Annotated in this window: 28 protein-coding genes; all 28 read left to right on the forward strand. The window is 41.4% G+C overall.

The window, feature by feature from the left end; translation table 11 throughout:
* The first annotated feature begins 73 nt into the window (after positions 1–73).
* Positions 74–1,201 (forward strand): GNAT family N-acetyltransferase, encoded by a 1,128-nt coding sequence (locus CDW55_RS09390; RefSeq protein WP_088469470.1) that lies wholly within the window; start codon positions 74–76, stop codon positions 1,199–1,201.
* Positions 1,202–1,225: 24 nt separating this feature from the next.
* Positions 1,226–1,414: a hypothetical protein gene (locus tag CDW55_RS09395; protein WP_088469471.1), complete on the forward strand. Its 189-nt coding sequence runs from the start codon at positions 1,226–1,228 to the stop codon at positions 1,412–1,414.
* A 117-nt stretch (positions 1,415–1,531) separates the two neighbouring features.
* Entirely contained in the window at positions 1,532–1,903 is a 372-nt protein-coding gene (locus CDW55_RS09400; RefSeq protein WP_088469472.1) for an NADH-quinone oxidoreductase subunit A, read from the forward strand.
* A gap of 42 nt (positions 1,904–1,945) precedes the next feature.
* Positions 1,946–2,503, forward strand: coding sequence for an NADH-quinone oxidoreductase subunit B (locus CDW55_RS09405; protein ID WP_088469473.1), 558 nt, complete (start codon positions 1,946–1,948; stop codon positions 2,501–2,503).
* 7 nt (positions 2,504–2,510) lie between these two features.
* Positions 2,511–3,005, forward strand: coding sequence for an NADH-quinone oxidoreductase subunit C (locus CDW55_RS09410; RefSeq protein WP_088469474.1), 495 nt, complete (start codon positions 2,511–2,513; stop codon positions 3,003–3,005).
* A gap of 21 nt (positions 3,006–3,026) precedes the next feature.
* A complete protein-coding gene (locus CDW55_RS09415; RefSeq protein ID WP_088469475.1) occupies positions 3,027–4,250 on the forward strand; it encodes an NADH-quinone oxidoreductase subunit D in 1,224 nt (407 codons plus the stop codon).
* A 131-nt stretch (positions 4,251–4,381) separates the two neighbouring features.
* On the forward strand, positions 4,382–4,891 hold the full coding sequence (gene nuoE, locus CDW55_RS09420; RefSeq protein ID WP_088469476.1) for a complex I 24 kDa subunit family protein: 510 nt from the start codon (positions 4,382–4,384) through the stop codon (positions 4,889–4,891).
* 93 nt (positions 4,892–4,984) lie between these two features.
* Complete coding sequence (nuoF, locus tag CDW55_RS09425; RefSeq protein WP_088469477.1) at positions 4,985–6,340, forward strand: NADH-quinone oxidoreductase subunit NuoF; 1,356 nt, start codon at positions 4,985–4,987, stop codon at positions 6,338–6,340.
* A 1-nt stretch (position 6,341) separates the two neighbouring features.
* A complete protein-coding gene (locus tag CDW55_RS09430) occupies positions 6,342–7,202 on the forward strand; it encodes a hypothetical protein (RefSeq protein ID WP_088469478.1) in 861 nt (286 codons plus the stop codon).
* Positions 7,203–7,228: 26 nt separating this feature from the next.
* Entirely contained in the window at positions 7,229–8,230 is a 1,002-nt protein-coding gene (locus CDW55_RS09435; RefSeq protein WP_088469479.1) for a 2Fe-2S iron-sulfur cluster-binding protein, read from the forward strand.
* Positions 8,231–8,293: 63 nt separating this feature from the next.
* The gene (gene nuoH, locus CDW55_RS09440) at positions 8,294–9,352 is read left to right on the forward strand and encodes an NADH-quinone oxidoreductase subunit NuoH (RefSeq protein WP_088469480.1); all 1,059 of its coding nucleotides are present in this window, start codon (positions 8,294–8,296) and stop codon (positions 9,350–9,352) included.
* A gap of 57 nt (positions 9,353–9,409) precedes the next feature.
* On the forward strand, positions 9,410–9,958 hold the full coding sequence (locus CDW55_RS09445) for a NuoI/complex I 23 kDa subunit family protein (RefSeq protein WP_088469481.1): 549 nt from the start codon (positions 9,410–9,412) through the stop codon (positions 9,956–9,958).
* The gene (locus CDW55_RS09450) at positions 9,959–10,453 is read left to right on the forward strand and encodes an NADH-quinone oxidoreductase subunit J (RefSeq protein ID WP_088469482.1); all 495 of its coding nucleotides are present in this window, start codon (positions 9,959–9,961) and stop codon (positions 10,451–10,453) included.
* A 4-nt stretch (positions 10,454–10,457) separates the two neighbouring features.
* The gene (gene nuoK, locus CDW55_RS09455; RefSeq protein WP_088469483.1) at positions 10,458–10,787 is read left to right on the forward strand and encodes an NADH-quinone oxidoreductase subunit NuoK; all 330 of its coding nucleotides are present in this window, start codon (positions 10,458–10,460) and stop codon (positions 10,785–10,787) included.
* A gap of 6 nt (positions 10,788–10,793) precedes the next feature.
* Entirely contained in the window at positions 10,794–12,689 is a 1,896-nt protein-coding gene (nuoL, locus tag CDW55_RS09460) for an NADH-quinone oxidoreductase subunit L (protein WP_088469484.1), read from the forward strand.
* Between the two features lie 3 nt (positions 12,690–12,692).
* Entirely contained in the window at positions 12,693–14,186 is a 1,494-nt protein-coding gene (locus tag CDW55_RS09465; protein ID WP_088469485.1) for a NuoM family protein, read from the forward strand.
* A 72-nt stretch (positions 14,187–14,258) separates the two neighbouring features.
* Positions 14,259–15,638, forward strand: coding sequence for an NADH-quinone oxidoreductase subunit N (locus CDW55_RS09470; protein WP_088469486.1), 1,380 nt, complete (start codon positions 14,259–14,261; stop codon positions 15,636–15,638).
* 123 nt (positions 15,639–15,761) lie between these two features.
* Positions 15,762–16,361: a TetR/AcrR family transcriptional regulator gene (locus CDW55_RS09475; RefSeq protein ID WP_088469487.1), complete on the forward strand. Its 600-nt coding sequence runs from the start codon at positions 15,762–15,764 to the stop codon at positions 16,359–16,361.
* Between the two features lie 26 nt (positions 16,362–16,387).
* Entirely contained in the window at positions 16,388–17,647 is a 1,260-nt protein-coding gene (locus CDW55_RS09480; RefSeq protein ID WP_088469488.1) for a TolC family protein, read from the forward strand.
* A gap of 39 nt (positions 17,648–17,686) precedes the next feature.
* Positions 17,687–18,658, forward strand: a complete 972-nt coding sequence (locus tag CDW55_RS09485) for an HlyD family secretion protein (protein ID WP_088469489.1) — start codon at positions 17,687–17,689, stop codon at positions 18,656–18,658.
* A 33-nt stretch (positions 18,659–18,691) separates the two neighbouring features.
* Positions 18,692–19,618 (forward strand): ABC transporter ATP-binding protein, encoded by a 927-nt coding sequence (locus CDW55_RS09490; RefSeq protein ID WP_088469490.1) that lies wholly within the window; start codon positions 18,692–18,694, stop codon positions 19,616–19,618.
* 45 nt (positions 19,619–19,663) lie between these two features.
* Entirely contained in the window at positions 19,664–20,416 is a 753-nt protein-coding gene (locus tag CDW55_RS09495; RefSeq protein WP_088469576.1) for an ABC transporter ATP-binding protein, read from the forward strand.
* Between the two features lie 13 nt (positions 20,417–20,429).
* Positions 20,430–21,530 carry an ABC transporter permease gene (locus tag CDW55_RS09500; RefSeq protein WP_088469491.1) on the forward strand — a complete coding sequence of 367 codons (1,101 nt, stop codon included), beginning with the start codon at positions 20,430–20,432 and terminating at the stop codon, positions 21,528–21,530.
* Between the two features lie 19 nt (positions 21,531–21,549).
* Positions 21,550–22,674, forward strand: a complete 1,125-nt coding sequence (locus tag CDW55_RS09505) for an ABC transporter permease (protein WP_228399634.1) — start codon at positions 21,550–21,552, stop codon at positions 22,672–22,674.
* Positions 22,675–22,716: 42 nt separating this feature from the next.
* Complete coding sequence (locus CDW55_RS09510) at positions 22,717–23,088, forward strand: hypothetical protein (RefSeq protein ID WP_088469492.1); 372 nt, start codon at positions 22,717–22,719, stop codon at positions 23,086–23,088.
* Positions 23,085–23,585 (forward strand): hypothetical protein, encoded by a 501-nt coding sequence (locus CDW55_RS09515; protein ID WP_088469493.1) that lies wholly within the window; start codon positions 23,085–23,087, stop codon positions 23,583–23,585. The genes CDW55_RS09510 and CDW55_RS09515 overlap by 4 nt, the downstream gene beginning before the upstream one ends.
* 184 nt (positions 23,586–23,769) lie before the next feature.
* Entirely contained in the window at positions 23,770–25,278 is a 1,509-nt protein-coding gene (locus CDW55_RS09520) for an aldehyde dehydrogenase family protein (protein ID WP_088469494.1), read from the forward strand.
* A 66-nt stretch (positions 25,279–25,344) separates the two neighbouring features.
* Positions 25,345–25,764, forward strand: coding sequence for a DUF779 domain-containing protein (locus tag CDW55_RS09525; protein ID WP_088469495.1), 420 nt, complete (start codon positions 25,345–25,347; stop codon positions 25,762–25,764).
* The last annotated feature ends 95 nt before the right edge of the window (positions 25,765–25,859 follow it).

The following is a 25,859-nucleotide window of genomic DNA, read 5'->3' on the forward strand; positions in this document are numbered from 1 at the left end:
TGAAAGTAAAAAACGTGCCAAAGTTTTTATATTTGTTTTTATCCTTTATCTTTGTTTTTTCAAACAAAACAGCATGTCCGCAATATTAATAAAGGAAGTACAAAGTGTTCAGGATTTAAAAAAATTCATCACTTTTCCTATGGAACTTTACAAAAATAACAAAAATTATGTACCGCCTTTAATCAACGAGGAAAAAAACATCTGGAATCCCGCAGAAAATCCTGCTTTTAAGTATTCAGAAGCCAAACAGTTTCTTGCGGAACGAAACGGAAAGATTGTGGGTAGAATCGCTGTAATGATCAACCATAAGGAAGAAAAAGAATTGGGCATCAGCAAAGTACGCTTCGGTTGGCTCGATTTTATTGATGACCTGGAAGTATCTAAACTTTTAATCGATACTGCTGTGAATTATGCCAAAGAAAGAGGCATAAAAAAAATTGAAGGTCCCATGGGATTTACCAATCTTGACAAATCGGGAATGCTGACAATGGGTTTTGATAAGATTGCAACAATGATCGGCCTTTACAATTTCGAATACTACCCAAAACACATGGAAAAACTTGGGTTGGTTAAAGAAAAAGAATGGGTAGAATTTGAAATGAATTTCCCAACCGTACTGCCGGAAAAAGTTAACAAATTCAGTTCTTTGATTGCACAGAAATACAAACTGAATGTGATTGACTTCAAAAACAAAAAAGAAATTTTACCGCTGGTGGAGCCCATGTTCAAGCTTTTAGATCAGACTTATAATTCGCTCTCCACGTACACCCCGATTTCAGAGGAGCAGATCAAAACTTACCGCGAGAAATACTTCCCTTTCATTGATAAAAATTATGTGATCTGCGTGGAAGATGAAAATCATCAGCTTGTTGCTTTTGCGATTACAATGCCGTCTTATTCCAAAGCGTTGCAGAAATCAAAAGGAAAACTTCTGCCTTTCGGGTGGTGGCATTTTCTGCAGGCAGGGAAGAAAAACGACCGCGCGAATTTTTATCTTATCGGCATCCATCCGGAATACCAGCGCCGTGGGGTTACCGCCATTATTTTTAAAGAAATATTCTTAAGATTCAGCAAAATGGGAATTAAGTTTGCTGAAACCAATCCGGAGCTGGAAGAAAACAAAAGCGTACAGGTGCTGTGGCAGGATTATAACCCGGTAAATCACAAGCGGAGAAGAACCTATGCAATGGAAATTCAGTAACAATTATTGTTTAAAATCCTTAAAATGAAAAAACAACTTTCCGTTTATCTGCTTCTTATTGTTGGTTTTATTGTCTACAATCAATTTTTTCAGGTTGCTGATGAGCGCACCAACAGCCTCATCAATATCCTTTTCGCAAGTTTCCTGTTTTTATACATCGGATATCTGGCTTTTCTCGTACTGAAGCGCATGAAAAACACAGGAAAGAAATAGTTATTTTTACTAATTCTAAATTACCGGGGATTAATTATAAAATTATAATTCTTAGAGTTAAATTTCTTCCTTACATCTTTATTCATTAAATTTGCATATTGAGAAAATAATGTAAGCATGAATATTCCAGAAAACTATCTTCCCATTATCATTCAGTTTGCTGTTGGTTTTGGTTTCGTACTACTTTGTATTTTAGGAACACACTTTTTAGGCCCGCGACAGAAGGCAAGTTCTACTAAAAAAAATGAAAGCTTCGAGTGTGGTGTGGATGTAGAAGGCAATGCCCGGACTCCTTTCTCTGTAAAATACTTTCTTACCGCAATTCTTTTTGTACTTTTCGATATCGAAATTGTATTTTTCTATCCATATGCAGTTAATCTGCGCGAATTTGGTGTAGAAGGATTTTTGGCGGTGCTTACTTTCATCTCCGTATTTTTCCTCGCTTTCATTTACGTATGGAAACGCGGAGCTTTAGACTGGGATAAATAAACCCCATTTTTCGTATTTTAATTAATCTTAAAAGAAACAAAAATGTCAGATAACAAACCGATTATAAGAATGGATGCTGAACCACCTGAGGGTTTTGAGGGCGAAGGATTTTTCGCAACCAAACTCAGCAGTGTAATAGGCATGGCACGTAAATTTTCGCTATGGCCACTTCCTTTTGCCACTTCATGTTGTGGTATTGAATTTATGGCTGTACTGAACCCGACATACGACGCTTCACGATTTGGGATGGAAAGAAACTCCTTCTCCCCAAGACAGGCAGATATGCTGATGGTTTGCGGAACTATTTCTAAAAAATTAGGACCTGTACTGAAGCAGGTTTATACCCAGATGGCTGAGCCAAAATGGGTGATTGCTGTGGGCGCATGTGCCTCCAGCGGTGGCATTTTCGATACTTACTCTGTACTTCAGGGAATCGATAAAATTATTCCTGTAGATGTGTATGTTCCCGGCTGCCCGCCAAGACCGGAACAGATTATTGAAGGCGTAATGCAGGTACAGGCACTTTGCGAAAACGAAAGTATCCGCAGAAGAGATCTTCCTGAATATAAAAACTTACTGGAATCCTACGGCATAAATTAATTTGGCAATGACAAACGAATTTGTTTTAGAAGCAATTACAAGAGAATTTCCGGATTCAGTAATCTCGCATTCAGAACCATATGATCTTCTTACTTTAGAAATAAAAAAAGAAGACATCAAAAAGGTAATTCACTATCTAAGAGATTCATCTTTAGAAATAAATTTCCTTACAGATATCTGCGGAATTCATTATCCCGAAAATCCGGCAAAAGAAATCGGCGTAATTTATCATCTTCATAACATGATGACCAACTTCAGAATTCGTCTGAAAGCCTTTATGCCAAAAGAAAATGCCGAAGTAGATTCAATGACCGACCTCTATGCCGGTGCTAACTGGATGGAGAGAGAAACTTTCGAATTCTACGGAGTTAAATTTAAAGGCCATCCGGATCTCCGTGTCATCCTTAATATGGAAGATATTGGCTACCACCCGATGCTGAAGGAGTATCGTCTCGAAGATGGTACAAGAACAGATAAAGACGATAAAATGTTCGGAAGATAACCTTAGATCAACGGAAAAATTATGAAAGACAACGCGCTATCAAATATACTCAGCCATAACGACACAAAGGATAATATCGACGGGCAGTTATATACGCTGAACCTGGGGCCTACCCACCCGGCAACCCACGGTATTTTTCAGAATGTTCTAACGATGGATGGCGAAAGGATTCTGCATTCAGAACAAACCATCGGTTATATTCACCGTGCTTTTGAAAAGATTTCTGAAAGAAGAAATTTTGCACAGATTACTACCCTTACCGACAGGATGAACTACTGCTCTGCCCCAATCAATAATATGGGTTGGCACATGACGGTGGAAAAACTCATCGGCTGCGAAGTTCCCAAACGGGTAGACTACATGAGAGTCATCATGATGGAGTTGGCCAGAATTGCCGACCACATGATCTGTAACGGGGTTATCGCGATGGATGCCGGTGCAATTACAGGCTTAACTTATCTTTTCCAGGAAAGAGAAAAAATATACGAAATGTATGAGCAGATTTGTGGTGCCAGAATGACCACAAACATGGGAAGAATCGGAGGTTTCGAAAGAGATTTCAGCCCTCAGTTCCATGAAATGCTTCAGACATGGTTAAAGAAATTCCCGAAAATCTGGGGTGAATTCTGTGCATTGAATGAAAGAAACAGAATTTTTATGGACAGAACCATCAAGGCCGGCTCTATTTCAGCCGAAAGAGCACTAAGCTACGGTTTCACCGGTCCCAACTTACGTGCAGCGGGTGTAGATTACGATGTACGTGTGGCAAGTCCTTATTCTTCTTACAACGATTTCGATTTCATCATTCCTGTAGGAACTTCCGGCGATACTTACGACCGTTTTATGGTTCGCCAGCAGGAAGTGTGGGAAAGTCTGAAAATCATTGAGCAAGCCTATAAAAATCTCCCGGACGGACCTTTCCACGCCGATGTTCCGGAATTTTATCTGCCGGAAAAAGCCGATGTTTACAATAATATGGAAGCACTTATCTATCACTTTAAAATCGTGATGGGCGAAACTGATGTGCCGAAAGGCGAAGTTTATCATGCTGTAGAAGGTGGAAACGGCGAATTAGGATTCTATCTCGTGAGTGATGGTGGCCGTTCTCCTTACCGACTGCACTTCAGGAGACCATGCTTTATTTACTATCAGGCTTATCCGGAAATGATCAAAGGCGGAATGATTTCCGACGCGATTGTTACCATGTGCAGCATGAACGTAATTGCCGGGGAGCTTGATGCTTAATAAAATTATTAATTTTAGGTTATAAATTTTGAATTAATCTAAAAATCAAACATAAAAATTAGATCAATGGTAAGATTTTCAGAAAACGATTTCATCTGAAATCTAAAATCTAAAATCTAAAATCTTAAAATATGAGCGAAACTGTTGCTTTTAAACCTGAATCCTTAGAACAGGTACATAAAATTATCGCAAGATATCCTGAAGGGAAGCAAAAATCTGCCCTCATTCCTGTGCTTCACCTTGCGCAGAAAGAATTTGGTGGCTGGCTTGATGTTCCCGTGATGGATTACGTTGCCCAAATTCTCAGCATCAAACCAATTGAAGTGTACGAAGTTGCAACGTTCTACACCATGTTCAACATGAAACCGGTGGGGAAATATGTATTGGAAGTTTGCCGAACCGGCCCTTGCCTTACCAGAGGAAGTGAAAAAATTCTCGATCATATCCGTACCAAACTGAACATTAAAGACGGCGAAACCACTGCTGACGGACTATTCACCCTGAAACCTGCAGAATGCCTCGGTGCCTGTGGTTATGCGCCAATGATGCAGCTGGGTAAATTTTATCACGAAAATTTAACAGTGGAAAAAGTTGACGAAATCCTGGAACTCTGCAGACAGGGAGCCGTTGCACTCGACTAAACTATTGATTTCAGAACCGTAAGGTTTTTATTGAATTTAAAAAAGTAATTACAGGCAAGAAGCCAAAAGCCAATTGCAATAAGCATATAGAAAATGAGTAAAAAACTTTTACTTAAAGACGCGCACATAGAAGGAATCCGTTACTTCGATGTTTACCGCAAACAGGGCGGTTACGAAGCAGTTGAAAAAGCACTGAAAATGACCCCTGACGCCATTGTGGAAGAAGTGAAAACTTCAGGACTACGAGGGCGTGGCGGCGCAGGATTCCCAACAGGCATGAAATGGAGTTTCCTCGCAAAACCCGAAGGTGTCCCAAGATATCTGGTCGTAAATGCCGACGAATCCGAACCGGGAACTTTTAAAGACCGTTACTTAATGGAATTCCTGCCCCATCTTCTGATTGAAGGAATGATTGTTTCTTCATTCGCGTTGGGCGCAAATACATCATACATTTACATCCGTGGTGAATATTCCTGGATTCCCGACATTCTGGAAGAAGCCATTGAAGAAGCAAAGAAAAACGGATTCTTAGGAAAAAATATTTTAGGAACCGGTTACGATCTGGAGATTTACGTTCAGCGCGGTGCCGGTGCATATATCTGCGGTGAAGAAACTGCACTGCTGGAATCGCTGGAAGGTAAAAGAGGCAATCCACGCCTGAAACCGCCATTCCCGGCAGTAAAAGGTCTTTGGGAAAGCCCTACCGTAGTAAACAACGTAGAGACCATTGCAGCTGTAGTGCCTATCATCAACATTACGGGAGCCGAATATGCCAAAATTGGCGTAGGACGTTCTACCGGAACAAAACTGATTTCTGCCTGCGGAAATATAAACAAACCTGGCGTTTACGAAATCGACATGACCATCACCGTAGAAGAATTCATTTATTCTGATGAATACTGCGGCGGAATCCCGAACGGGAAGAAACTTAAAGCCTGTATTCCAGGCGGTTCTTCCGTGCCGATTCTTCCAGCCAATTTATTGCTGAAAACCATTAACGGTGAGCCGAGATATATGAATTATGAATCCCTCTCGGATGGCGGATTTGCAACCGGAACAATGATGGGATCAGGCGGATTTGAAGTACTTGATGAAGACCAGTGTATCGTAGAACACACCATGACGCTGGCAAGATTCTATGCCCACGAAAGTTGCGGACAGTGTACACCATGCCGTGAAGGAACGCCGTGGATGTACAAAATCCTTAAAAAAATAGAAAGCGGAGAAGGAACCCTGGCAGACATCGACTTGCTGTGGGACATCCAGAGAAAAATAGAAGGAAATACCATTTGCCCTTTGGGTGACGCGGCTGCATGGCCTGTTGCCGCGGCAATCCGTCATTTCCGAGATGAGTTTGAATGGCATATTAACAATCCTGAAGCATTAACAAAAAATTACGGTTTAGCCAATTATGCGGATCCAATTCCGGTAGCTGCGAAAGCAGAATAAGATGAAGAAGTTCTTTAAAATTTTTGCATTCCTTTTTCTGGGACTGAACTTGAGTTTTGCCCAGGAAACAGATACAACTCAGGAAATATCTGACGATTTCGACTTTAGTATTAAGCCGATGTCGAAAAAAGGACAGATGTTCGTTTTCTGGGGCTGGAACAGAGCCGCGTTTACTAACTCTGATATTCACTTTAGAGGAAACGGCTACGATTTCACTTTAGAAAATGTGGTAGCGCACGACAGACCGAGCGAATTAGACTTGGCTTACGTTGATCCGGGGCAAATTTCTAAACCGCAGTTTAACTTCCGGTTGGGATATTTCATTAAGGATAATTTGGCGCTGGTTGTAGGTACAGACCATATGAAATATGTGATGGACCAGGAACAGACCGTAAAGTTTAAAGGAAATATTTCCGATCCGGTATATTCGGCGATGGTACAGAACGGTGAAGTTGATCTCACTGATACAAAATTCCTGACGTTTGAGCATACCGACGGACTGAATTATGTAAATGCAGGTTTAGAAAAATATAAACCGCTTTTGAGCAAAGAAAAAATAAATGTGATGTGGAGCTACGGCGCAGGCGCAGGTGTTCTTTTTCCGAAAAGTAATGTAAAACTTTTCGACAATGAGCGAAGCGACCGTTTTCATGTTGCAGGCTTCGGCCTCGATGCCAGAGCAAATATCAACGCTGTCTTCTGGAAACACTGGATGGCAAGAGTAGAAGGAAAATTAGGCTATATCAATATGCCTGACATTAAGACAACATTAAACAATAAACCCGATAAAGCATCCCAGGATTTCTTTTTCGGACAGATCAATTTCGGGATTGGTTATACCTTTAATGCCCGTAAAATTTAATTAATTCATTTTTGAATTCATCTATAATGAGCGAAGAAATTAAAAAATTTAAGATCACGATCGACGGACAAACCACTGAGGTTTTGCCCGGAACTTCTATTCTTGAAGCAGCCAGACAAATCGGTGGTAAATCTGTACCACCCGCGATGTGTTACTACAAACCTCTGGAATCCAGCGGCGGAAGATGCAGAACCTGTTTGGTAGAAGTATCGAAAGGTTCAGATGCAGATTCACGGCCAATGCCAAAACTTGTAGCAAGCTGCAGAACCGGTGTTATGGATGGTATGGAAGTAAAAAACCTTACCTCCGAAAAAACTCAGGAAGCAAGAAAAGCCGTAACCGAATTTCTGCTTATAAATCACCCTCTGGACTGCCCGGTATGTGACCAGGCCGGCGAATGCCACCTTCAGGATTTGGGTTATGAGCATGGTGTAGAAGCAACCAGAACAGAATTTGAAAGAAGAACTTTCGAGCCTGAAGATATCGGTCCGAACATTAAACTTCACATGAATCGCTGTATCCTGTGTGCACGATGCGTTTTGGTAGCAAACCAGCTTACCGAAAACCGTGAGCACGGAATTCTCTTCAGAGGTGACCATGCAGAGATTTCAACGAATTTAAATAAAGCTCTGGACAGTGATTTCATTGGAAACGTAATTGATGTATGTCCTGTAGGAGCATTAACCGACAGAACTGCACGTTTTGCAAGCAGAGTGTGGTTTACCAAACCAATGAACGCCACCTGCAAATGTGATAAATGTGCCGGAAAAGCGGTTGTTTGGATGAAAGGTGAAGAAATCATCAGGGTTACTGCCAGAAAAGACCAGTACGACGAAGTACAGGATTGGATCTGTGATGAGTGCCGTTTCGAGAAAAAAGACCTGAAACACTGGACGATCGAAGGTCCGAGACATATCGACAGACACTCGGTTATCTCGCTGAACCATTACGAGAAGCCAAAAAATATGGTTAATCTCCTGAACAATCCCGATGCAAAAGAAATCGGTGAAAAAGACGAAATAATTTAATTTGATAATGAGCTGTTTAAAACTGATTTAAAATCAATCTTTAAACCTCAAATGATATAACTTATGGAATTAATTACCTTTAAACTCATTTTAGTACTTGTTCTTTTTGCCGTATCCATGGGCGTAGCAGCCTACTCTACCTGGGGCGAGCGAAAAGTGGCAGCGGCGTTACAGGACAGAATCGGGCCGAACAGAGCCGGACCGTTCGGTCTTTTGCAGCCTTTGGCTGATGGTGGAAAACTCTTTTTTAAAGAAGGATTTGTACCCCAGAATGCCGACAGATTCCTATTTTATTTAGGACCTGGCATCACCATGTTCGTTTCCCTGATCACGGGTGCGGTAATTCCGTGGGGAAAATCGCTGAACATCGGTGGAACTTCTTTTGATATTCAGGTAGCCAATATCGATGTTGGCGTACTGTATCTTATCGGAATGGTTTCCATCGGAGTTTACGGAATGATGATCGGTGGTTGGGCATCCAATAATAAATACTCGCTTATCGGCGCCATCCGTGCTTCGTCGCAGATGATCTCTTATGAACTCGCGATGGGTCTTTCGCTTCTTGCAATTATTTTAATGGCAGGAAGTCTGGATCTTCACTATATCACTTCTTCACAGGGAACCGGTAAAATCTGGGGCTTAATTCCGGCAGACGGCATGAACTGGAATATTTTCTACCAGCCTTTAGCATTTATCATCTTTTTCGTTGCTGCTTTGGCAGAAACCAACCGTCACCCTTTCGATTTGCCGGAATGTGAATCTGAACTAGTAAACGGTTATATGACAGAATATTCATCCATGAACTTTGGGCAATACATGTTCGGGGAATATGTGAATATGTTCATTTCAAATGCACTGATCGCAACCCTGTTTTTCGGAGGATTCAACTATCCCGGTATAAATTGGGTATCTGAAAACTGGGGCGAAAATACGGCAGGTATTTTAAGTATCCTGGCGATGCTCTTTAAAGTGATTATCGGAATCCTGATCTTTATGTGGATCCGCTGGACGATCCCGAGATTCAGATACGACCAGTTGATGCATCTGGGCTGGAAGAGTTTAATTCCTTTAGCCTTAGTAAATCTTGTGATTACTGCTGCTGTAATTGTTTTCTTTACCTAATTAAAAAAGTAAAAGTTGTCATGCTCACGGCTTAGGCCAAGCTAAAACAAAATCAATATGAAACTGACCAACAGATCAAAAGTAGTCTCCAACAAAGAGATGACTTTTATGGAAAGAATATACCTCCCCGAAATCATGAAGGGAATGGCCATTACCCTGAAACACGCTTTGGCGGGTTCCAAAGGGAAAGTTTACTCCTATCCGGAGGTGGAAAAGCCAAGGGCAAAAGTTTGGCGTGGCCTGCACGTTCTGAAACGTGACGAAGAAGGGCGTGAAAGATGTACTGCCTGCGGACTTTGTGCTGTCGCATGTCCGGCAGAAGCCATTACCATGACCGCCGCGGAAAGAACCCGGGAGGAAAAAGACCTGTACCGTGAAGAAAAATATGCAGCGGTGTACGAAATCAATATGTTGCGATGTATTTTCTGTGGGATGTGCGAAGAAGCCTGCCCGAAATCTGCGATTTACCTTACCGACCGTTTGGTGGATGTGGAAACCAACCGCGGAAGCTTCGTGTACGGAAAAGATAAACTTGTTGAAAAAATCAATGAAAGAATTGATATTACAGCGAGACAGAGCGAATTACAAAAAAAATCGGTTAAATAAATGGAACAGATTATATTTTTCTTTGTGGCATTTCTTGCCATTATAAGCGCAGCCTATTTTGTGTTTGCCCGAAACCCGCTCTACTCCATTCTTTCCCTGATTGTAACGTTCTTTTCGATTGCTGCAATGTATGTTTTACTGAATGCTCAGTTTTTAGGAATTGTTCAGGTGATTGTTTACGCAGGGGCGATTATGGTTTTATTCCTCTATATCCTGATGATGCTTAACCTGAATAAAGGCGACGAAAGTAAAAAGCAGAACATCACCAAATTCATCGGGGTTTTTGCTGCAGGAATCCTTTTAATCGGAATTCTGGGTGCTTTCAAAGGACTGAACGCGACGACTTTCGGAACCGGTGCAGATTCATCCATCGGCTTGACCAAAAACCTCGGAAGATTATTGTTTAACGAATATGTATTGCCATTTGAACTGGCTTCAATCCTTATCCTTGCAGGAATTGTTGGTGCAGTGCTGATCGGTAAAAAAGATTTATAGTATTATGGGAGAAATAAATTCATTTATACAGACCGTACCGCTCGAGTATTTTATTATACTGAGTTCTGTACTTTTCTGTCTTGGAGTTTTAGGGGTTCTAATCCGCAAAAACGCCATCATTATTTTGGGTTGTGTAGAGTTGATGCTGAATTCTGTAAATCTGCTTCTGGCTGCATTTTCAAGCTATAAAGGCGATGGAAACGGTCAAATCCTGGTGTTCTTCATCATGGTGGTTGCTGCTGCAGAAGTTGCGATCGGTTTAGCAATTATCGCAATGATTTACCGCAATACGAAATCGGTAGACATCAGTATTTTTAATAAATTAAGAGGATAATATAGGATGGAAAATTTAGTTTACGCAATTATACTTTTACCCTTATTCGGATTTCTGATCAACGGTCTTTTTGGAAAAAGTCTGCCGAAAATGGTGGTAGGAAGTATCGCAACTCTCGTGGTTTTTGCCTCTTTCTGTATTGCTGTCAGTTTATTTTTAAAATTTGATGCAGATTCACAGCCGGTCATTGTAAGGGCTTTTGAATGGTTCAGGGTTAACGGAATCCAGGTTAATTTCAGCTTCCAGATCGATCAGCTGTCATTAATGATGATTATGATCATTACCGGAATCGGTTCACTGATTCATCTTTACTCTATCGGCTACATGAGCCACGATAAAGGCTTTTATAAATTCTTTGCTTACCTGAATCTGTTCATCTTCTCCATGCTCCTTTTGGTGATGGGCAGCAATTATTTGATCCTTTTCATCGGTTGGGAAGGTGTCGGTCTATGTTCTTATTTACTCATCGGTTTCTGGTATACCAATAAAGAATATGGTGCGGCGGCAAGAAAAGCCTTCATCATGAACAGAATCGGTGACCTTGGGATGATTATCGGGATTTTAATGATCGCTTACCAAACCAACGCTGTAGATTTCCTTTCTGTTGCTCAAAATTCCTCAAAATTTGAACTTGATTCACCGGTAATCATCTTTATTACAGCGAGTTTATTTATCGGAGCAATGGGTAAATCTGCACAGGTTCCGCTATTTACCTGGTTACCTGATGCGATGGCTGGTCCAACACCGGTTTCTGCGTTAATCCACGCGGCAACCATGGTTACTGCCGGTATTTATTTGGTGGTAAGATCCAATTTCCTTTTCTCGCTTGCTCCTACGACCATGGACGGAATCCTGTTTATCGGGCTTCTTACCGCTTTGGTTGCAGCGTTTATCGGTCTCAGACAAAATGATATTAAAAAAGTTTTAGCCTACTCTACGGTTTCGCAATTAGGATTTATGTTTGTTGCACTGGGAGTTGGCGCATATACTACCGCAATGTTCCACCTGATGACGCATGCGTTCTTCAAAGCGTTGCTGTTCTTAGGTGCAGGTTCTGTAATCCACGCAATGAGCGGCGAACAGGACATGCGATTTATGGGTGGTTTGAAAAGCAAAATTAAAGTTACACATATTACTTTCCTTATCGGAACACTTGCGATTTCAGGTTTCCCGTTCCTTTCAGGGATGATTTCCAAAGATGAAATCTTAACCAATGTTTACGGTAAAAACCCGGTACTTTGGGTAATCCTGTTCCTGGTAGCCACGCTTACAGCGATTTATATGTTCAGAATGTATTACCTGACCTTCCATGGAGAATTCAGAGGAACTGAAGAGCAGAAACATCACGTTCATGAAAGTCCGTCGAACATGACGATTCCTTTGATTGTTCTGGCGGTGTTATCAGTAGTTGGCGGTTTCATCAACCTACCCCACTTCATCGGTCACGGTAATTATGCAAAGCTTGATCAGTGGCTGAAATCCATCTATGTTTATGATCTTGAACTTCCGGAAGTGAATTTTGGAACCGAAATGATCCTTCTTGCATTAACTGTTCTGATGTTCTTTACCGTTTGGTTCGTTGTAAAAAACATTTACGTCAACAAGAAAAAAATGGCATTGCCAGATGAAAAATATACCGGCTGGGAAAGACTTTCGAACAGAAAACTCTTCCTGGATGAGCTGAATAATGCGACCTTCGTTAGGTTTATTGAAGGTTTAGGTGTTGGTGGAAATATGTTCGATAAAGGCGTGCTGAACCGGTTTGTAGACTTCATCGGAAGCGGCGCTGAAGATTCAGGACGGGCAGCAAAAAGACTCCAGAACGGAAACGTGGAGAATTATGTGCTCATCATGTCTCTGGCTATCGGAATTATTTTAATTGTTAACTTTATATTACAATAGTAAATGTCGTATCTATTATTAACATTGTTACTATTACCTCTCGTAGGTTCTGCAGTGGTATTCGCGTGGAAAAACTCCACTAGTAAATATTTGGCATTGGGGTTTGCATTTGCCCAAATGTTTCTCTCATTTTATATGCTGGCAAATTTCAATTCCACTCCTACGGTGGACGGAGTTCTGCAGTATGAAATCAATTATCCCTGGTCACAGTTTATCAAGAGTAACCTGCATTTCGGGATCGATGGGATGAGCATGCTGCTTGTGCTGCTTACCAATATTTTAACGCCACTCATCATTCTGTCTTCCTTTAATGAGAAACCTGGGTACAGGAATACTTTTTACGGACTTATTCTGTTGATGCAGTTCGGGTTAATCGGAGTTTTCACTGCACTTGACGGTTTGCTGTTCTATATTTTCTGGGAAGTTACCCTTATCCCAATCTGGTTAATCGCCGGAATCTGGGGTCAGGAAAACAAGAAGATTGCGTTCACAACCAGGTTCTTTGTTTACACTTTCGTAGGATCATTATTTATGCTGATCGGGCTGATTTATGTGTACACACATTCCGCGTCTTTTGCACTAACCGACCTTTACAACGCCAACCTTAACGCTTCTGAACAGACGGTTATTTTCTGGTTCATCTTCTTTGCCTTCGCAGTGAAGTTGCCTGTTTTCCCGTTCCATTCGTGGCAGCCGGATACGTACACGTACTCACCAACTCAGGGAACCATGCTTCTTTCGGGAATCATGCTGAAAATGGCAGTGTACGGACTTTTAAGATATCTGTTACCGATAACACCGGACCCAATTTTAGGAATTTCAGGACAAATTGTTTTGGTTCTTGCTATTGTAGGAATTGTTCACGGCGCACTGATTGCCATTGTGCAAAATGACGCTAAACGTCTTATCGCCTATTCATCATTATCACACGTTGGATTAATGGTAGCAGGTATTATGGCATCAGCGATTTTAACGGTAAAAGGTACGTTGATGACTGAAGGTGGCGAAGGAGCAATGGTACAGGCTTTCGCTCACGGGATTAATGTTGTAGGTCTTTTTTACTGTGCTGATATTCTTTATAAAAGATTCAAAACAAGAGATATCCGTCAAATGGGTGGTTTAGCTAAAGTTGCACCGAAATTTGCCGTTCTTTTCCTTGTAATTTTACTTGGTTCTGTAGGACTTCCTTTAACGAATGGTTTTATCGGGGAGTTTATTCTGATTAAATCTGTTTTCGATTATAGCAAACTCGCAGCCGTATTTGCCGGACTTACCATGATTCTGTCCGCAGTTTATCTTTTAAGATTCTACGGAAAAGCGATGTTCGGTGAAGGAGATGAAAGTGTTTTGTCTTCTGCGAAAGACTTATCGGGTGTAGAATTTACGGTGCTGGCGAGTTTGGCGGTATTTGTAATTCTGCTGGGACTTTTCCCACAGCCTCTTATCGAAATGGTAAACAGTTCACTGAAGTTTATTTTCACTTCGATGATGAACTAAGAAAATAATTTTAATATTTAAGACAGAGAAAGAACCTCAGATCTCGAATTTCAAATCTCAAATCTAAACTAAATGAGCGTTTTAATCATCATATTCCTTACTGCAGTTGTCGCATTATTTGCAGGGGTTTTTGAACAGGGAAAATTTTCAAGGTACATCAGTATTCTTGGGCTTTTGGTGGCATTTTATGTAAGCTTTCTACCGGAAGCGGAATTCTTTAACCAATACAAATCGATGTTCGACTATACCGTAAACGCGGCTCTTTTCACCAAGATTGCTATTGTCATCACGATTCTGCTCTTCTTTTTGGGAGGTTTTTCATTCAGCAACCACCGCAGCCACCAATCAGAGCTCTATGCGCTGATGCTGTTTGCGCTTTGTGGCGGTATTGTGCTTTTCGGATTCCAGAATTTGGTAACCTTATTTTTGGGTGTTGAGATTCTTTCTATTCCGCTTTACGTATTGGCCGGAAGTAACAAAACAGATTTACGCTCCAATGAAGCTTCGGTTAAATATTTCCTGATGGGTGCATTTGCCACCGGATTTCTTTTATTCGGGATTGCCTTGGTTTACGGAAGCAGCGGCAGCTTCGATCTATACAAAATTCATCAGTTTTCACTTGAAAACTCCAAGGATCTGATGTTTAATGCAGGTGCAGTATTAATGTTGGTTGCCCTGGCATTTAAAGTTTCAATGGCGCCGTTCCATATGTGGAGTCCCGATGTTTACCAGGGTTCACCTTCCCTTATTACCGCGTTTATGATGTCGGTTGTAAAAATTTCTGCATTTTTTGCTTTCTTCAAAGTAATGTCGATCGGCTTTTTCGGAATCACCGGAGAATGGATTAACATCGTTGGCGTTCTCATTATCATCACCCTGTTTTTAGCCAACGTAATGGGGCTTGCCCAAAGCAATGCGAAGAGAATGCTGGCTTATTCTTCCGTTTCTCATGTAGGTTATCTTGGCCTTATTTTCTTCGGACTGAACAACCTGTCTGCTTACAACCTTGCTTTTTATCTGTTTGCCTATTCATTGGCTACAATTGGCGTAATGATGTGCTTAATCTGGGTTGAAAAACTGAAACGCGAAACTTCTTACAACGCATTCAAAGGATTGGCACATACCGAACCGCTATTGGCAGTTGCCGCAGCTATTTCGATGCTTTCTATGGCCGGAATTCCGTTAACAGCTGGTTTCATGGGAAAATTCTCCATCTTTGCACAGGCGATAGAAACCACTCCTTTCCTTGTTTTGGTGGCAGTATTGGGTTCCGCGATCTCCATTGCTTACTATTTAAGACTCATTATGGTGATGTTCTTCCCGAAAGAAAGCAGTTTCAAAACTTCAGAAAGAGTTCCGTTAACCTATAACATTGTTGCAGTGTTCATTATTTTTGCACTGTTAGCCTTAGGAATTTTCCCGGACCTCTTCGCAACACAGTTCGGAATGTAAGAATTTCACACATTAAAATATAAAGCGCAGTTCTTTTGAGCTGCGTTTTTTTATGTATAAAAATATTTTAATCATTTGATTAAATCAAAATATTAATCTTAACTTTGCTAAAATAATTTAATCATGGATTCCGAAAAAGACATTTCAACCGAAGAAAAAATCCTTATTTCAGCATCAAAGGTTTTTACTGAGAAAGGGTTCTCGGGAACACGGACAAGAGATATTGCAGAAGAAGCCGGAATTAATCTGGCATTACTGAATTATTATTTCCGCAGTAAGGAGAAACTTTTTGAGCAGGTCATGAAAGTAAAAATTGTTCTCCTGTTCGGTAAGATCATTCCTATTATTACCAGCGAACAAATAAGTATTGAAGAAAAAATAGATCTTGTTAGTGAAAAATATTTCGAGATTTTGTCTAAAAATCCAAATCTTCCCCTTTTCGTCCTGAGCGAAATACAGAAAAAACCTTCCAATATCACTTCGCTGATTCCTGTCGATCAGTTTCTGAAAACTTCAGTCCTCCTCCAACAGATCAGGGAAAAGAAACCCGACCTTAATCCTCTTCACTTCATTGTTAATTTCCTGAGTATGACTGCCTTCCCTTATATCGGGAAGCCTATTCTTAAAAATTTCAACATCCTGAGCGATGAGGAATTCCAGAAATTTGTTGCGGAGCGTAGGACTTTGGTTCCGCTCTGGACCAAAATGTTCCTTAACAGTTAACAGACTTTTCATTTAAAACCCATCAAATGAAAACATTAAAATACCTGATCGTAGTCGCGCTGCTTCTAAATTTTCAGTTGAAAGCCCAGGAAACGGCGACTTTGGAGGAAGTGCAGGAGCTTGCGAAAAATAGCTATCCGCTTATCAAAAGAAATGCACTCCTTGAAAAGACACGAGATTATACCGTAGAAAACGTTTCAAAAGGCTGGCTGCCTCAGATTAGCGTTGTGGGCCAGGCCACCTACCAGAACGAAGTGACCCAACTGCCATTCTCACTTCCCAACAGTTTGGTGGAACCGCTGAGCAAGGACCAGTATAAAGTTTACGCCGATATTCAACAGACGGTTTATGATGGCGGAATGATTTCTAATCAAAAGAAACTGGCAAAAATTCAGTCAGAAACCGAGATTCAGAAAAACGAAGTCGAGCTCGATAAACTTGAAGAAAGAATCAACCAGATTTATTTCGGAATTCTTCAAAGCCAGGAACAGCTGCAGCAAACTGAAATCACAAAAAACGACATCGAAAACGGCTTGAAGAAAGCTAGTGCACAGCTGGAATATGGTATCATCTTCAGAAGTCAGGTTGATGTGCTGAAAGCACAATTGATTGGGTTGGAACAGCGTGAGATCGAAGTTCAGTCACTTCGTAAAAATTTAATCGAAACCCTTTCTCTGTTTACCAAAAAAGATTTCAGTGAAAATACAGTTTTCGAAACACCGGAAAAACTGCTGCTCACCGGAGAAAACAACCGATCCGAACTGAAACTTTTCACCCTTCAGCAACAGATGCTGGAAACTCAGAAGTCTCTTGTGGAATCTAAAAACCTTCCCAAACTTGGAGCTTTTTTCCAGGGTGGATATGGCAAGCCGGGCTTCAATATGCTTAGCAATGAATTCGATATATTCTATATCGGCGGCCTGCGGCTGCAGTTTCCCATTTCCGGATTTTACACCAAAAAAAATGACCTGACGCTACTCAACACCCAGCAGCAGGATCTGGAAATTCAGAAAGAAAACTTTCTCTTTAACCAAAATTTTTCCACTATCCAGAACAATGAAGAATTGGATAAACTACAGAAACTTATTCAGAAAGATGAAGAACTCATCGCATTAAGGCAAAGCATTAAAAAAGCCAGCCTTGCGCAACTTGAAAACGGGGTCCTCAACACTAGCGACTATCTTCGTGAAGTAAATGCCGAAGAACAGGCCAGAATCCAGAAAATGACTCATGAGATTCAGTTTCTCTTAACCCAGTATAACCAAAAGGCCCAGCTTAATAACTGAAAATTTCAGCGTTGAAAATGAACATCAAAATTTACCGTTATGAATAAATATATCCTTCTACTGTTTTTGATGACTATAATGGGCTGTTCGAAGTCAGAAGCAACATACGACGCTTCCGGAACCTTTGAAGCCGAAGAAATTATCGTTACTGCCAAAGCCACCGGTACGATTCTGAAACTCGAGGTGGAGGAAGGCCAGCAACTCGCTCTTCATGAAAAAGTAGGCGAAATTGATCCAAAAAACATAGAACTTCAGAAAGAACAGGTCATCGCCAGCATAGATGCTTTGGAACAGAAAACAGGTTCCGCAGTTCCACAAATCCAGGTACTGCAGACCCAAATCTCAGCTCAGTCTGCTAATGTTTCCGTGCTTCAGGAACAGTTGCGTAACGCGGTTCGCGAACGTGACAGAACCGCCAATCTCGTCGCAAGAGATGCTGCCACCCGAAAGCAGCTGGATGACGCCAACGGACAGATCCTTGTCTTACAGAAACAGATTTCGGCAGCACGCACTCAACTTAGTACCCTTCAACAGCAGATTTCGACGGCGAAAGAAAATGTATCCATTCAGAACCGCGCCATCTTAAGCGAAAGAAAACCTACCCAGAAAAAAGTAGAACAAATGGATGAGCAACTAAAAAACAACACGATTGAAAGTCCGATTGCAGGAATGGTGCTCACCAAATACATGAACGAAGGCGAATTTGCCATCATCGGTAAACCTGTTTTCAAGATGGCTGATCTGGAGCTGATGATTTTAAAAATCTTTATCACGAGCGATCAGCTGGCGCAGGTAAAAACAGGTCAGCAGGTTAAAGTTTTCATCGACATGAGTGACGGAAAAACAAAAGAACTTCCCGGAACGGTGTACTGGATCAGTCCCAAAGCCGAATTCACCCCAAAAACCATTCAGACTAAAAATGAGCGGGCCAACCTTGTATACGCCGCAAAAGTACATGTGAAAAACGACGGCCTCCTGAAAATCGGGATGTACGGTGATGTAAAATTTTAAGAGCCAGGTAAAAAGTCAAAAGAATCAGCTGAAATGAAATCCATCAAAGTCAATAACCTTACAAAGATCTATGGCAAGAAAAATGAAAAGATTCTTGCAGTGGATGATGTGAGTTTTGATGTGAATCCGGGAGAAATTTTTGGGCTTATCGGTCCAGATGGTGCAGGAAAAACCACCATTTTCAGAATGCTGACGACTGTTTTGCTGCCCGATTCCGGCTCCGCTACAGTTGAGGGACTCGACATGGTGAAGGATTATAAAAAAATACGCCGGATTCTGGGTTATATGCCCGGAAAATTCTCTTTGTATCAGGATTTGACGGTGGAAGAAAACCTGAATTTCTTTGCCAGTATTTTCAATACAACAATCAATGAAAACTATCATCTGATCAAAGATATTTATATCCAGATTGAACCTTTTAAAGACCGGAAAGCCGGCGCTCTGTCCGGTGGAATGAAACAGAAACTGGCCCTCTGCTGTGCGCTTATTCATAAACCAAAGGTTTTATTCCTGGATGAACCCACAACGGGTGTGGATCCGGTATCGCGGAAAGAATTCTGGGAAATGCTTCAGCGTCTGAAAAAACAGGGCATCACCATGGTAGTCGCAACACCATATATGGATGAAGCCTCACTTTGCGACCGGATCGCCTTATTCCAGCATGGAAAAATCCTCTCTATTGACACTCCGAAGCAGATCAGTGAAAGTTTCCCCGATTTGCTTTTTGAAGTGAAAGCAGGTAGAACTTCCGCTGTATTGCGCGCACTGGAGAATTTCAAACAGAAAAAGAATGTATATGCTTATGGAGAATCGGTGCATTTGACGGTAGACCGAAATGGAGATTTCTACACCGCAATTCTAACAGACTATCTAAAAAACGAAGGGTTTACAGACATTGAGATAAAACCTGTAAAAGCAAGTATTGAGGACAGTTTTATAAGACTTCTTTCAGACAGGTGAAAGTTATAAATGAGATTTGAACTTTCAATCGTGAAATACAAAAGAATGAATTCCAAAGAAAAGCATATCGCCATAAAAGCAGAAAAAATCACCAAGGTTTTCGGAGATTTCACAGCCGTGGATCATATCAGTTTTGAGGTGGAAAAGGGAGAAATATTCGGTTTCCTGGGAGCGAACGGTGCCGGAAAAACTACAGCGATGCGCATGTTCTGCGGACTTTCGGTCCCGACTTCGGGGACGGCAACTGTGGCAGATTTTGATGTTTATAAAGAAACCGAAAAAATCAAGAAAAACATCGGATACATGAGTCAGAAATTCTCACTTTACGGCAACCTCACGGTAACCGAAAATCTTAATTTCTTCGGCGGCATCTACGGAATTCCACGCAAAGAACTCAAAGCAAAATGTAATGAACTGCTGCAAAAACTCGATCTGGAACAAGAAAAAAACAAACTGGTTTCTGAACTCCCTTTAGGCTGGAAACAGAAACTTGCCTTTTCTGTCGCTGTCTTCCACAATCCGCAGATTGTTTTTCTGGATGAACCTACCGGCGGTGTGGATCCTGTAACCAGACGCCAGTTCTGGAATCTGATTTATGAAGCTTCAGAACGTGGAATAACAGTTTTCGTAACAACACATTATATGGATGAAGCGGAATACTGCGACCGTGTTTCGATCATGGTTGACGGAAAAATTGCAGCACTTGATACACCTTCAAATCTCAAAAAACAGTTCAGCTCCCAAACGATGGATGAAGTGTTTTATGAACTGGCGCGCGGCGCAAAACGATCGGAATAATTAATTAAATGAAGTGAAACAGTTACTAACTTTTGTCCGGAAAGAATTTTTACACGTTCTGCGTGATAAAAGGACGCTGCTCATCCTTTTCGGGATGCCGGTGGTACAGATTCTGCTCTTTGGTTTCGCTCTGAGTACTGAGGTGAAAAACACGCGGATCGGTGTTCTGGATCAGGACAAATCTCAGGCTTCTACCGAACTGGTTTCGAAAATCCACGCCAACCTTTATTTTGATCTCGAGCAGGACCTGAAATCCATCCATGAAGCGGAAGACGCATTCAAAGGTGGACGCATTAAAATGATTATGGTAATTCCTGCGGGTTTTTCTGAAGATCTTAGCAGTGGAAAAAAAACTCAGCTTCAACTCATCACCGACGGAACCGACCTGAATCTGGCGAACCAGATTTATAATTTCATGTCGAACATCATACTTGATTTTTATGGACAGCAAACTTTAGTTCAATCATCCGGCGTACAGCCTGAAATCCGGATGCTTTATAATCCGCAGCTTCAGGGTGCGCCCAATTTTGTACCCGGCGTTATGGCCTTTATCCTGCTCATCATCTGTGTACTGATGACTGCCATTGCGATTGTGCGCGAAAAAGAAACCGGCACCCTCGAAGTGCTGTTGGTTTCACCCATGAAACCTTATGTGATTATTCTGGCCAAAGCGATTCCTTATTTTATCCTTTCGGTTATTATACTCATTTCCATACTCATTTTAAGCGTCACGGGTCTCGATTTACCCATAAAAGGAAATCTGTTTTTACTTTTCGGAATCAGCATTATTTTTATCATCACCAATCTTTTGCTTGGGATCGTCATCTCCATTCTCACCCAGACACAGCAAACGGCGATGCTTATTTCGCTGGTCGGCACCATGCTGCCTACGCTGATGCTGAGCGGCTTTATGTTTCCGGTAGAAAATATGCCGGTACCGCTGCAGGTTATCGGGAATGTGATTCCGGCCAAATGGTATTATGAAATCGTGAAAAATATCATGATTAAAGGCACCGGCCTGGAAGTCATCTGGAAGCACACCGCCGTTCTTACCGGAATGATGATGATGCTCTTCCTTATCGCCGTGAGGAAGTTTAAAGTTCGGCTTGAGTAATTTTAAAATGTTTTAAAAAATGTTGAGCACCCTTCGCATATTAATCAAAAAAGAGTTCCTGCAAATCTTCAGGAACAGAGCTATTCTGGCTATAATTTTCGTGATGCCTGTTGTACAGCTGGTGGTTCTGCCGTTGGCGGCGAGTTACGAAATCAAAGACATAAAAATTGCGGTGACCGACCACGACAAATCATCTTTATCGCGGGAACTGATCCGCAAAATTACAGCTTCAGGATATTTTAAAATGACCGCTTATGGGGAAAACTACACGCAGGCGTATCAGGAAATAGAAAAAGACCGTGCCGACCTCATCATCGAAATTCCCAACAATTTTGAAAAAGACATTGTAAAAGAAAACCGCCAGAAAGTGCTGATCGCCATCAATGCCATCAACGGTACAAAGGCGGGACTTTCTGCAAGTTATCTTGTGCAGATTCTTCAGGATTTCAATTCGCAGATTCAACTCAAAATGTCGCCCGAACTCAAAAGTATGAGCAAAATCTCCGGTCTGGAAACCGTGCCGATGTTCTGGTTTAATGAACATTATAATTACCGTCTTGCTCTTGTTCCGGGAATTCTGGCCTTCCTTGTGACTTTAATCGGTGGATATCTTACCGCACTGAACATCGTAGCCGAAAAAGAAACCGGAACCATTGAGCAGATAAATGTCTCCCCGATCCGAAAAGTTGATTTCATCATCGGCAAACTGTTCCCGTTCTGGATTCTGGCCATGGTTGCTTTCAGCCTTGGTTTACTGGTGACGGTTTTTGTGTATGATATCAGGATGGAAGGCAGCCTTCTTCTGCTCTACGCTTTTGTATCGGTTTATCTTATCACCATTCTTGGCGTGGGGCTTCTGGTTTCTGTTTACAGCGAAACCCAGCAGCAGGCGATGTTTGTGGTATTCTTTTTCATGATGATTTTCGTGCTGATGAGCGGACTTTTCACGCCGGTTGAAAGCATGACCGACTGGGCAAAATACATCGCGTACCTCAATCCTGTGACTTATGGTGTTGACGGCATCCGGCTGATTATGCTTAAAAACAGCGGCTTCACCGATTTGCTGCCACATTTCGCCTTTATTGTTTCTTTAGGACTTGTAGTGATCACATGGGCAGTACTGCGCTACCGGAAAACAAATTAAAAACCCTGTAATCTGAAATATAATCACTAAATTTAGAAAGCCATGAAACATACCCTGTTACTTATTTTTCTGTTTCTTTTCGGTCTAGTTACCCTCTTTATGAGCAGCGCGGTTTTATTCGACTGGCTGGGCATCCGCGAAAAAGAAGGGAATTTTGTTCCTGTCGTGGTCTGGGCAAACTGGCTGTGCGGATTTCTTTATCTGGTTGCTGCTTATGCAGTCTTTAAAAACAGCCTTCGGGCAAAAATTCCATTGATTACTGCAGTCTTCATTTTGATTGCAGCATATCTCTATCTCTTTATCCACATCAGTAACGGCGGTCTGTACGAAACAAAAACAGTGGGCGCCATGGCATTTCGGGTCGGTATTACTGCGTTATTCCTTTTTACAACCATAAAAATTTTTAAAAAATGAAAAAAACATTGCTTTCAGCACTTTTAGGGCTGGCCATCGTAATTTCCTGTGAAAAGAAACAGGAAACTACCGAAAATCAGGATCATACGAATCACACCGAAAATGTTGCAGCTGAAACGGAAGCCGAAGCTCCGGCAGAAGCTACCCATGACGATCATGCCGACACCAGTGCAAATCTGGAACTCAACAATGGCAAAAAATGGAAAACCAACACCGAAATGCTGCCTTACATCCAAAAACAGGAACAGCTCATTGATGCGTACGACGATGAAACCGGAGATTACAAAAAACTCGCAGCAGACCTTTCAACGGCCAATGAGCAGCTGATTAAAAGCTGCACCATGACCGGAAAATCTCACGATGTGCTTCACGTTTGGCTTACCGATCACATAAAAAAAATTAATCTGCTTGCCAAAGCGGCCACACAAAAGGAAGCTGAAAAAATTGCAGAAGCACTGGAGCATTCTATGGAATCTTACCACCAGTATTTCGAATAATAACTTAAAATTAACCTCATTCATCAACCTTCAGAATTTTTTCTGGAGGTTTTTCTTTAGAAATATTTTCGATTGAAATTTTCTATCGACGCCAATTATCAATTTCACATCAATTAACAGATTTTGGCTTTTTCATCCGCAAGAATAATGTTAATTTTAAAAACAATAATTAAACAATATTACAATGAGTTCAAAAGTTTACGACAGAGTACAACTGAAAGAAAAGTACGACAACTACATTAACGGACAATGGACTCCACCGGCAAGTGGAAAATATTTTGATGTAATCACCCCATTGGATGGAACAGTGATGGGCCAAGCGGCACATTCCAACGAACAAGATCTGGAAATGGCAGTAAATGCTGCGGAAGCGGCTTTTGTAACTTGGGGAAAAACTTCCGTTACCGAAAGAAGCAACATCCTCATTAAAATTGCGGATCGCATGGAAGCCAACCTGGAAAAAATTGCAGTGGTAGAAACCATGGACAATGGTAAACCAGTTCGCGAAACCCTGAATGCCGACATTCCTTTGGCGATTGACCATTTCAGATATTTCGCCGGGGTAATTCGTGCGGAAGAAGGTTCTTTAATGGAATTAGACAATGATACGGTTTCCTTAATTGTGAATGAACCTTTAGGAGTGATTGCTCAAATTATTCCTTGGAATTTCCCGATTCTGATGGCTGTTTGGAAACTTGCTCCAGCTTTGGCAGCAGGAAACTGCGTGGTACTGAAACCGGCTGAAAGTACTCCAATCTCAATTTTAGTATTGATGGAAATCATCGGCGATTTGCTTCCACCGGGAGTTGTAAATATTGTAAATGGTTTTGGTGGAGAATTAGGTCATGCCCTGGTTACCAACAAAAAAGTGTCAAAAGCAGCATTCACGGGTTCTACCGCGACAGGAAGACTGGTGATGCAATATGCTACTGAAAACATCATTCCGGTAACTTTGGAATTGGGAGGTAAATCACCAAACGTTTTCTTCGAATCTGTGATGGATGAAGACGATGCTTTCTTCGACAAAGCTTTGGAAGGAGCCGCATTATTTGCCTTAAACCAAGGTGAAATCTGTACTTGTCCATCCCGATTATTGGTACAGGAAAGCATTGCTGACAAATTCATCGAAAGAGTCGTAGAACGTGTTAAAGCCATTAAAGCAGGAAATCCACTCGATACCTCTACAATGATTGGTGCGCAAGCTTCGAAAATCCAGTACGACAAAATCCTTAGCTACATCAACCTAGGTAAAGAAGAAGGTTGCAAAGTGCTAACAGGTGGCGACGCTAATGTATTGGAAGGCGAATTGAAAAACGGCTACTACATCCAGCCAACCCTACTGAAAGGCCACAATAAAATGAGAGTTTTCCAGGAAGAAATCTTCGGACCCGTACTTGCGGTAACCACTTTCAAGGATGAAGCAGATGCAATCGCGATCGCAAACGATACCATTTATGGTCTAGGAGCCGGAGTTTGGACCAGAGATGCTCACCAATTGTACCAAGTACCAAGAGCAATCCAGTCAGGAAGAGTTTGGGTGAATCAATACCATTCTTATCCTGCAGGTGCACCTTTCGGAGGTTACAAACTGTCGGGAATCGGTAGAGAAAATCACAAGATGATGCTCGATCATTACCGCCAAACCAAGAATATGCTCATTTCTTACAGCAAAGAAAAATTAGGATTCTTCTAAATGATAATAGGCGGATTTTTATTGTAAATCCGTCTTTTTTTCTGATTTCAATTAAAAAGTTTCAACATGGAAAAAATCCCACGTCTTTCAGTAACTCCAAAAGCCTTGGAACTCGTAAAACAACTCTCTGAAGAGTTTGGCGAACTGATGTTTTACCAGGCCGGTGGCTGCTGCGAAGGTACCCAGCCACAGTGTTTCCGTGAAGGGCATTTTTATCCGCGGACCAAAGACGTAAGTATTGGAACGGTGATGGGCTTTCATTTCTGGATCGATCATGATCTTTTTGAATACTGGAAGTACAGCCATTTCGAACTTGATGTGACGGACGGTTTCGGTGCTGGTGGATTTTCTCTTGAAACCGCTAAAAGCAAAACGTTCAAAGTGAATTACAGACTTTTCAGTAAAGACGAACTGGAGTACCTGGAGGACACCATTCTTTATCATCAGTATATGATTCAGAAAAAAGAGAATTCGCAGAAAATTTAAATCAGAATAAAGATATACCCGGCAAATATTATTTTTAAAAGCTGTTAATTTTTTTAATTGACAGGTTTATTATTCATACTTTTTACTAACTTCAT

The organism is Chryseobacterium sp. VAUSW3, assembly GCF_002205795.1.
GTDB classification, from domain to species: domain Bacteria; phylum Bacteroidota; class Bacteroidia; order Flavobacteriales; family Weeksellaceae; genus Kaistella; species Kaistella yananensis.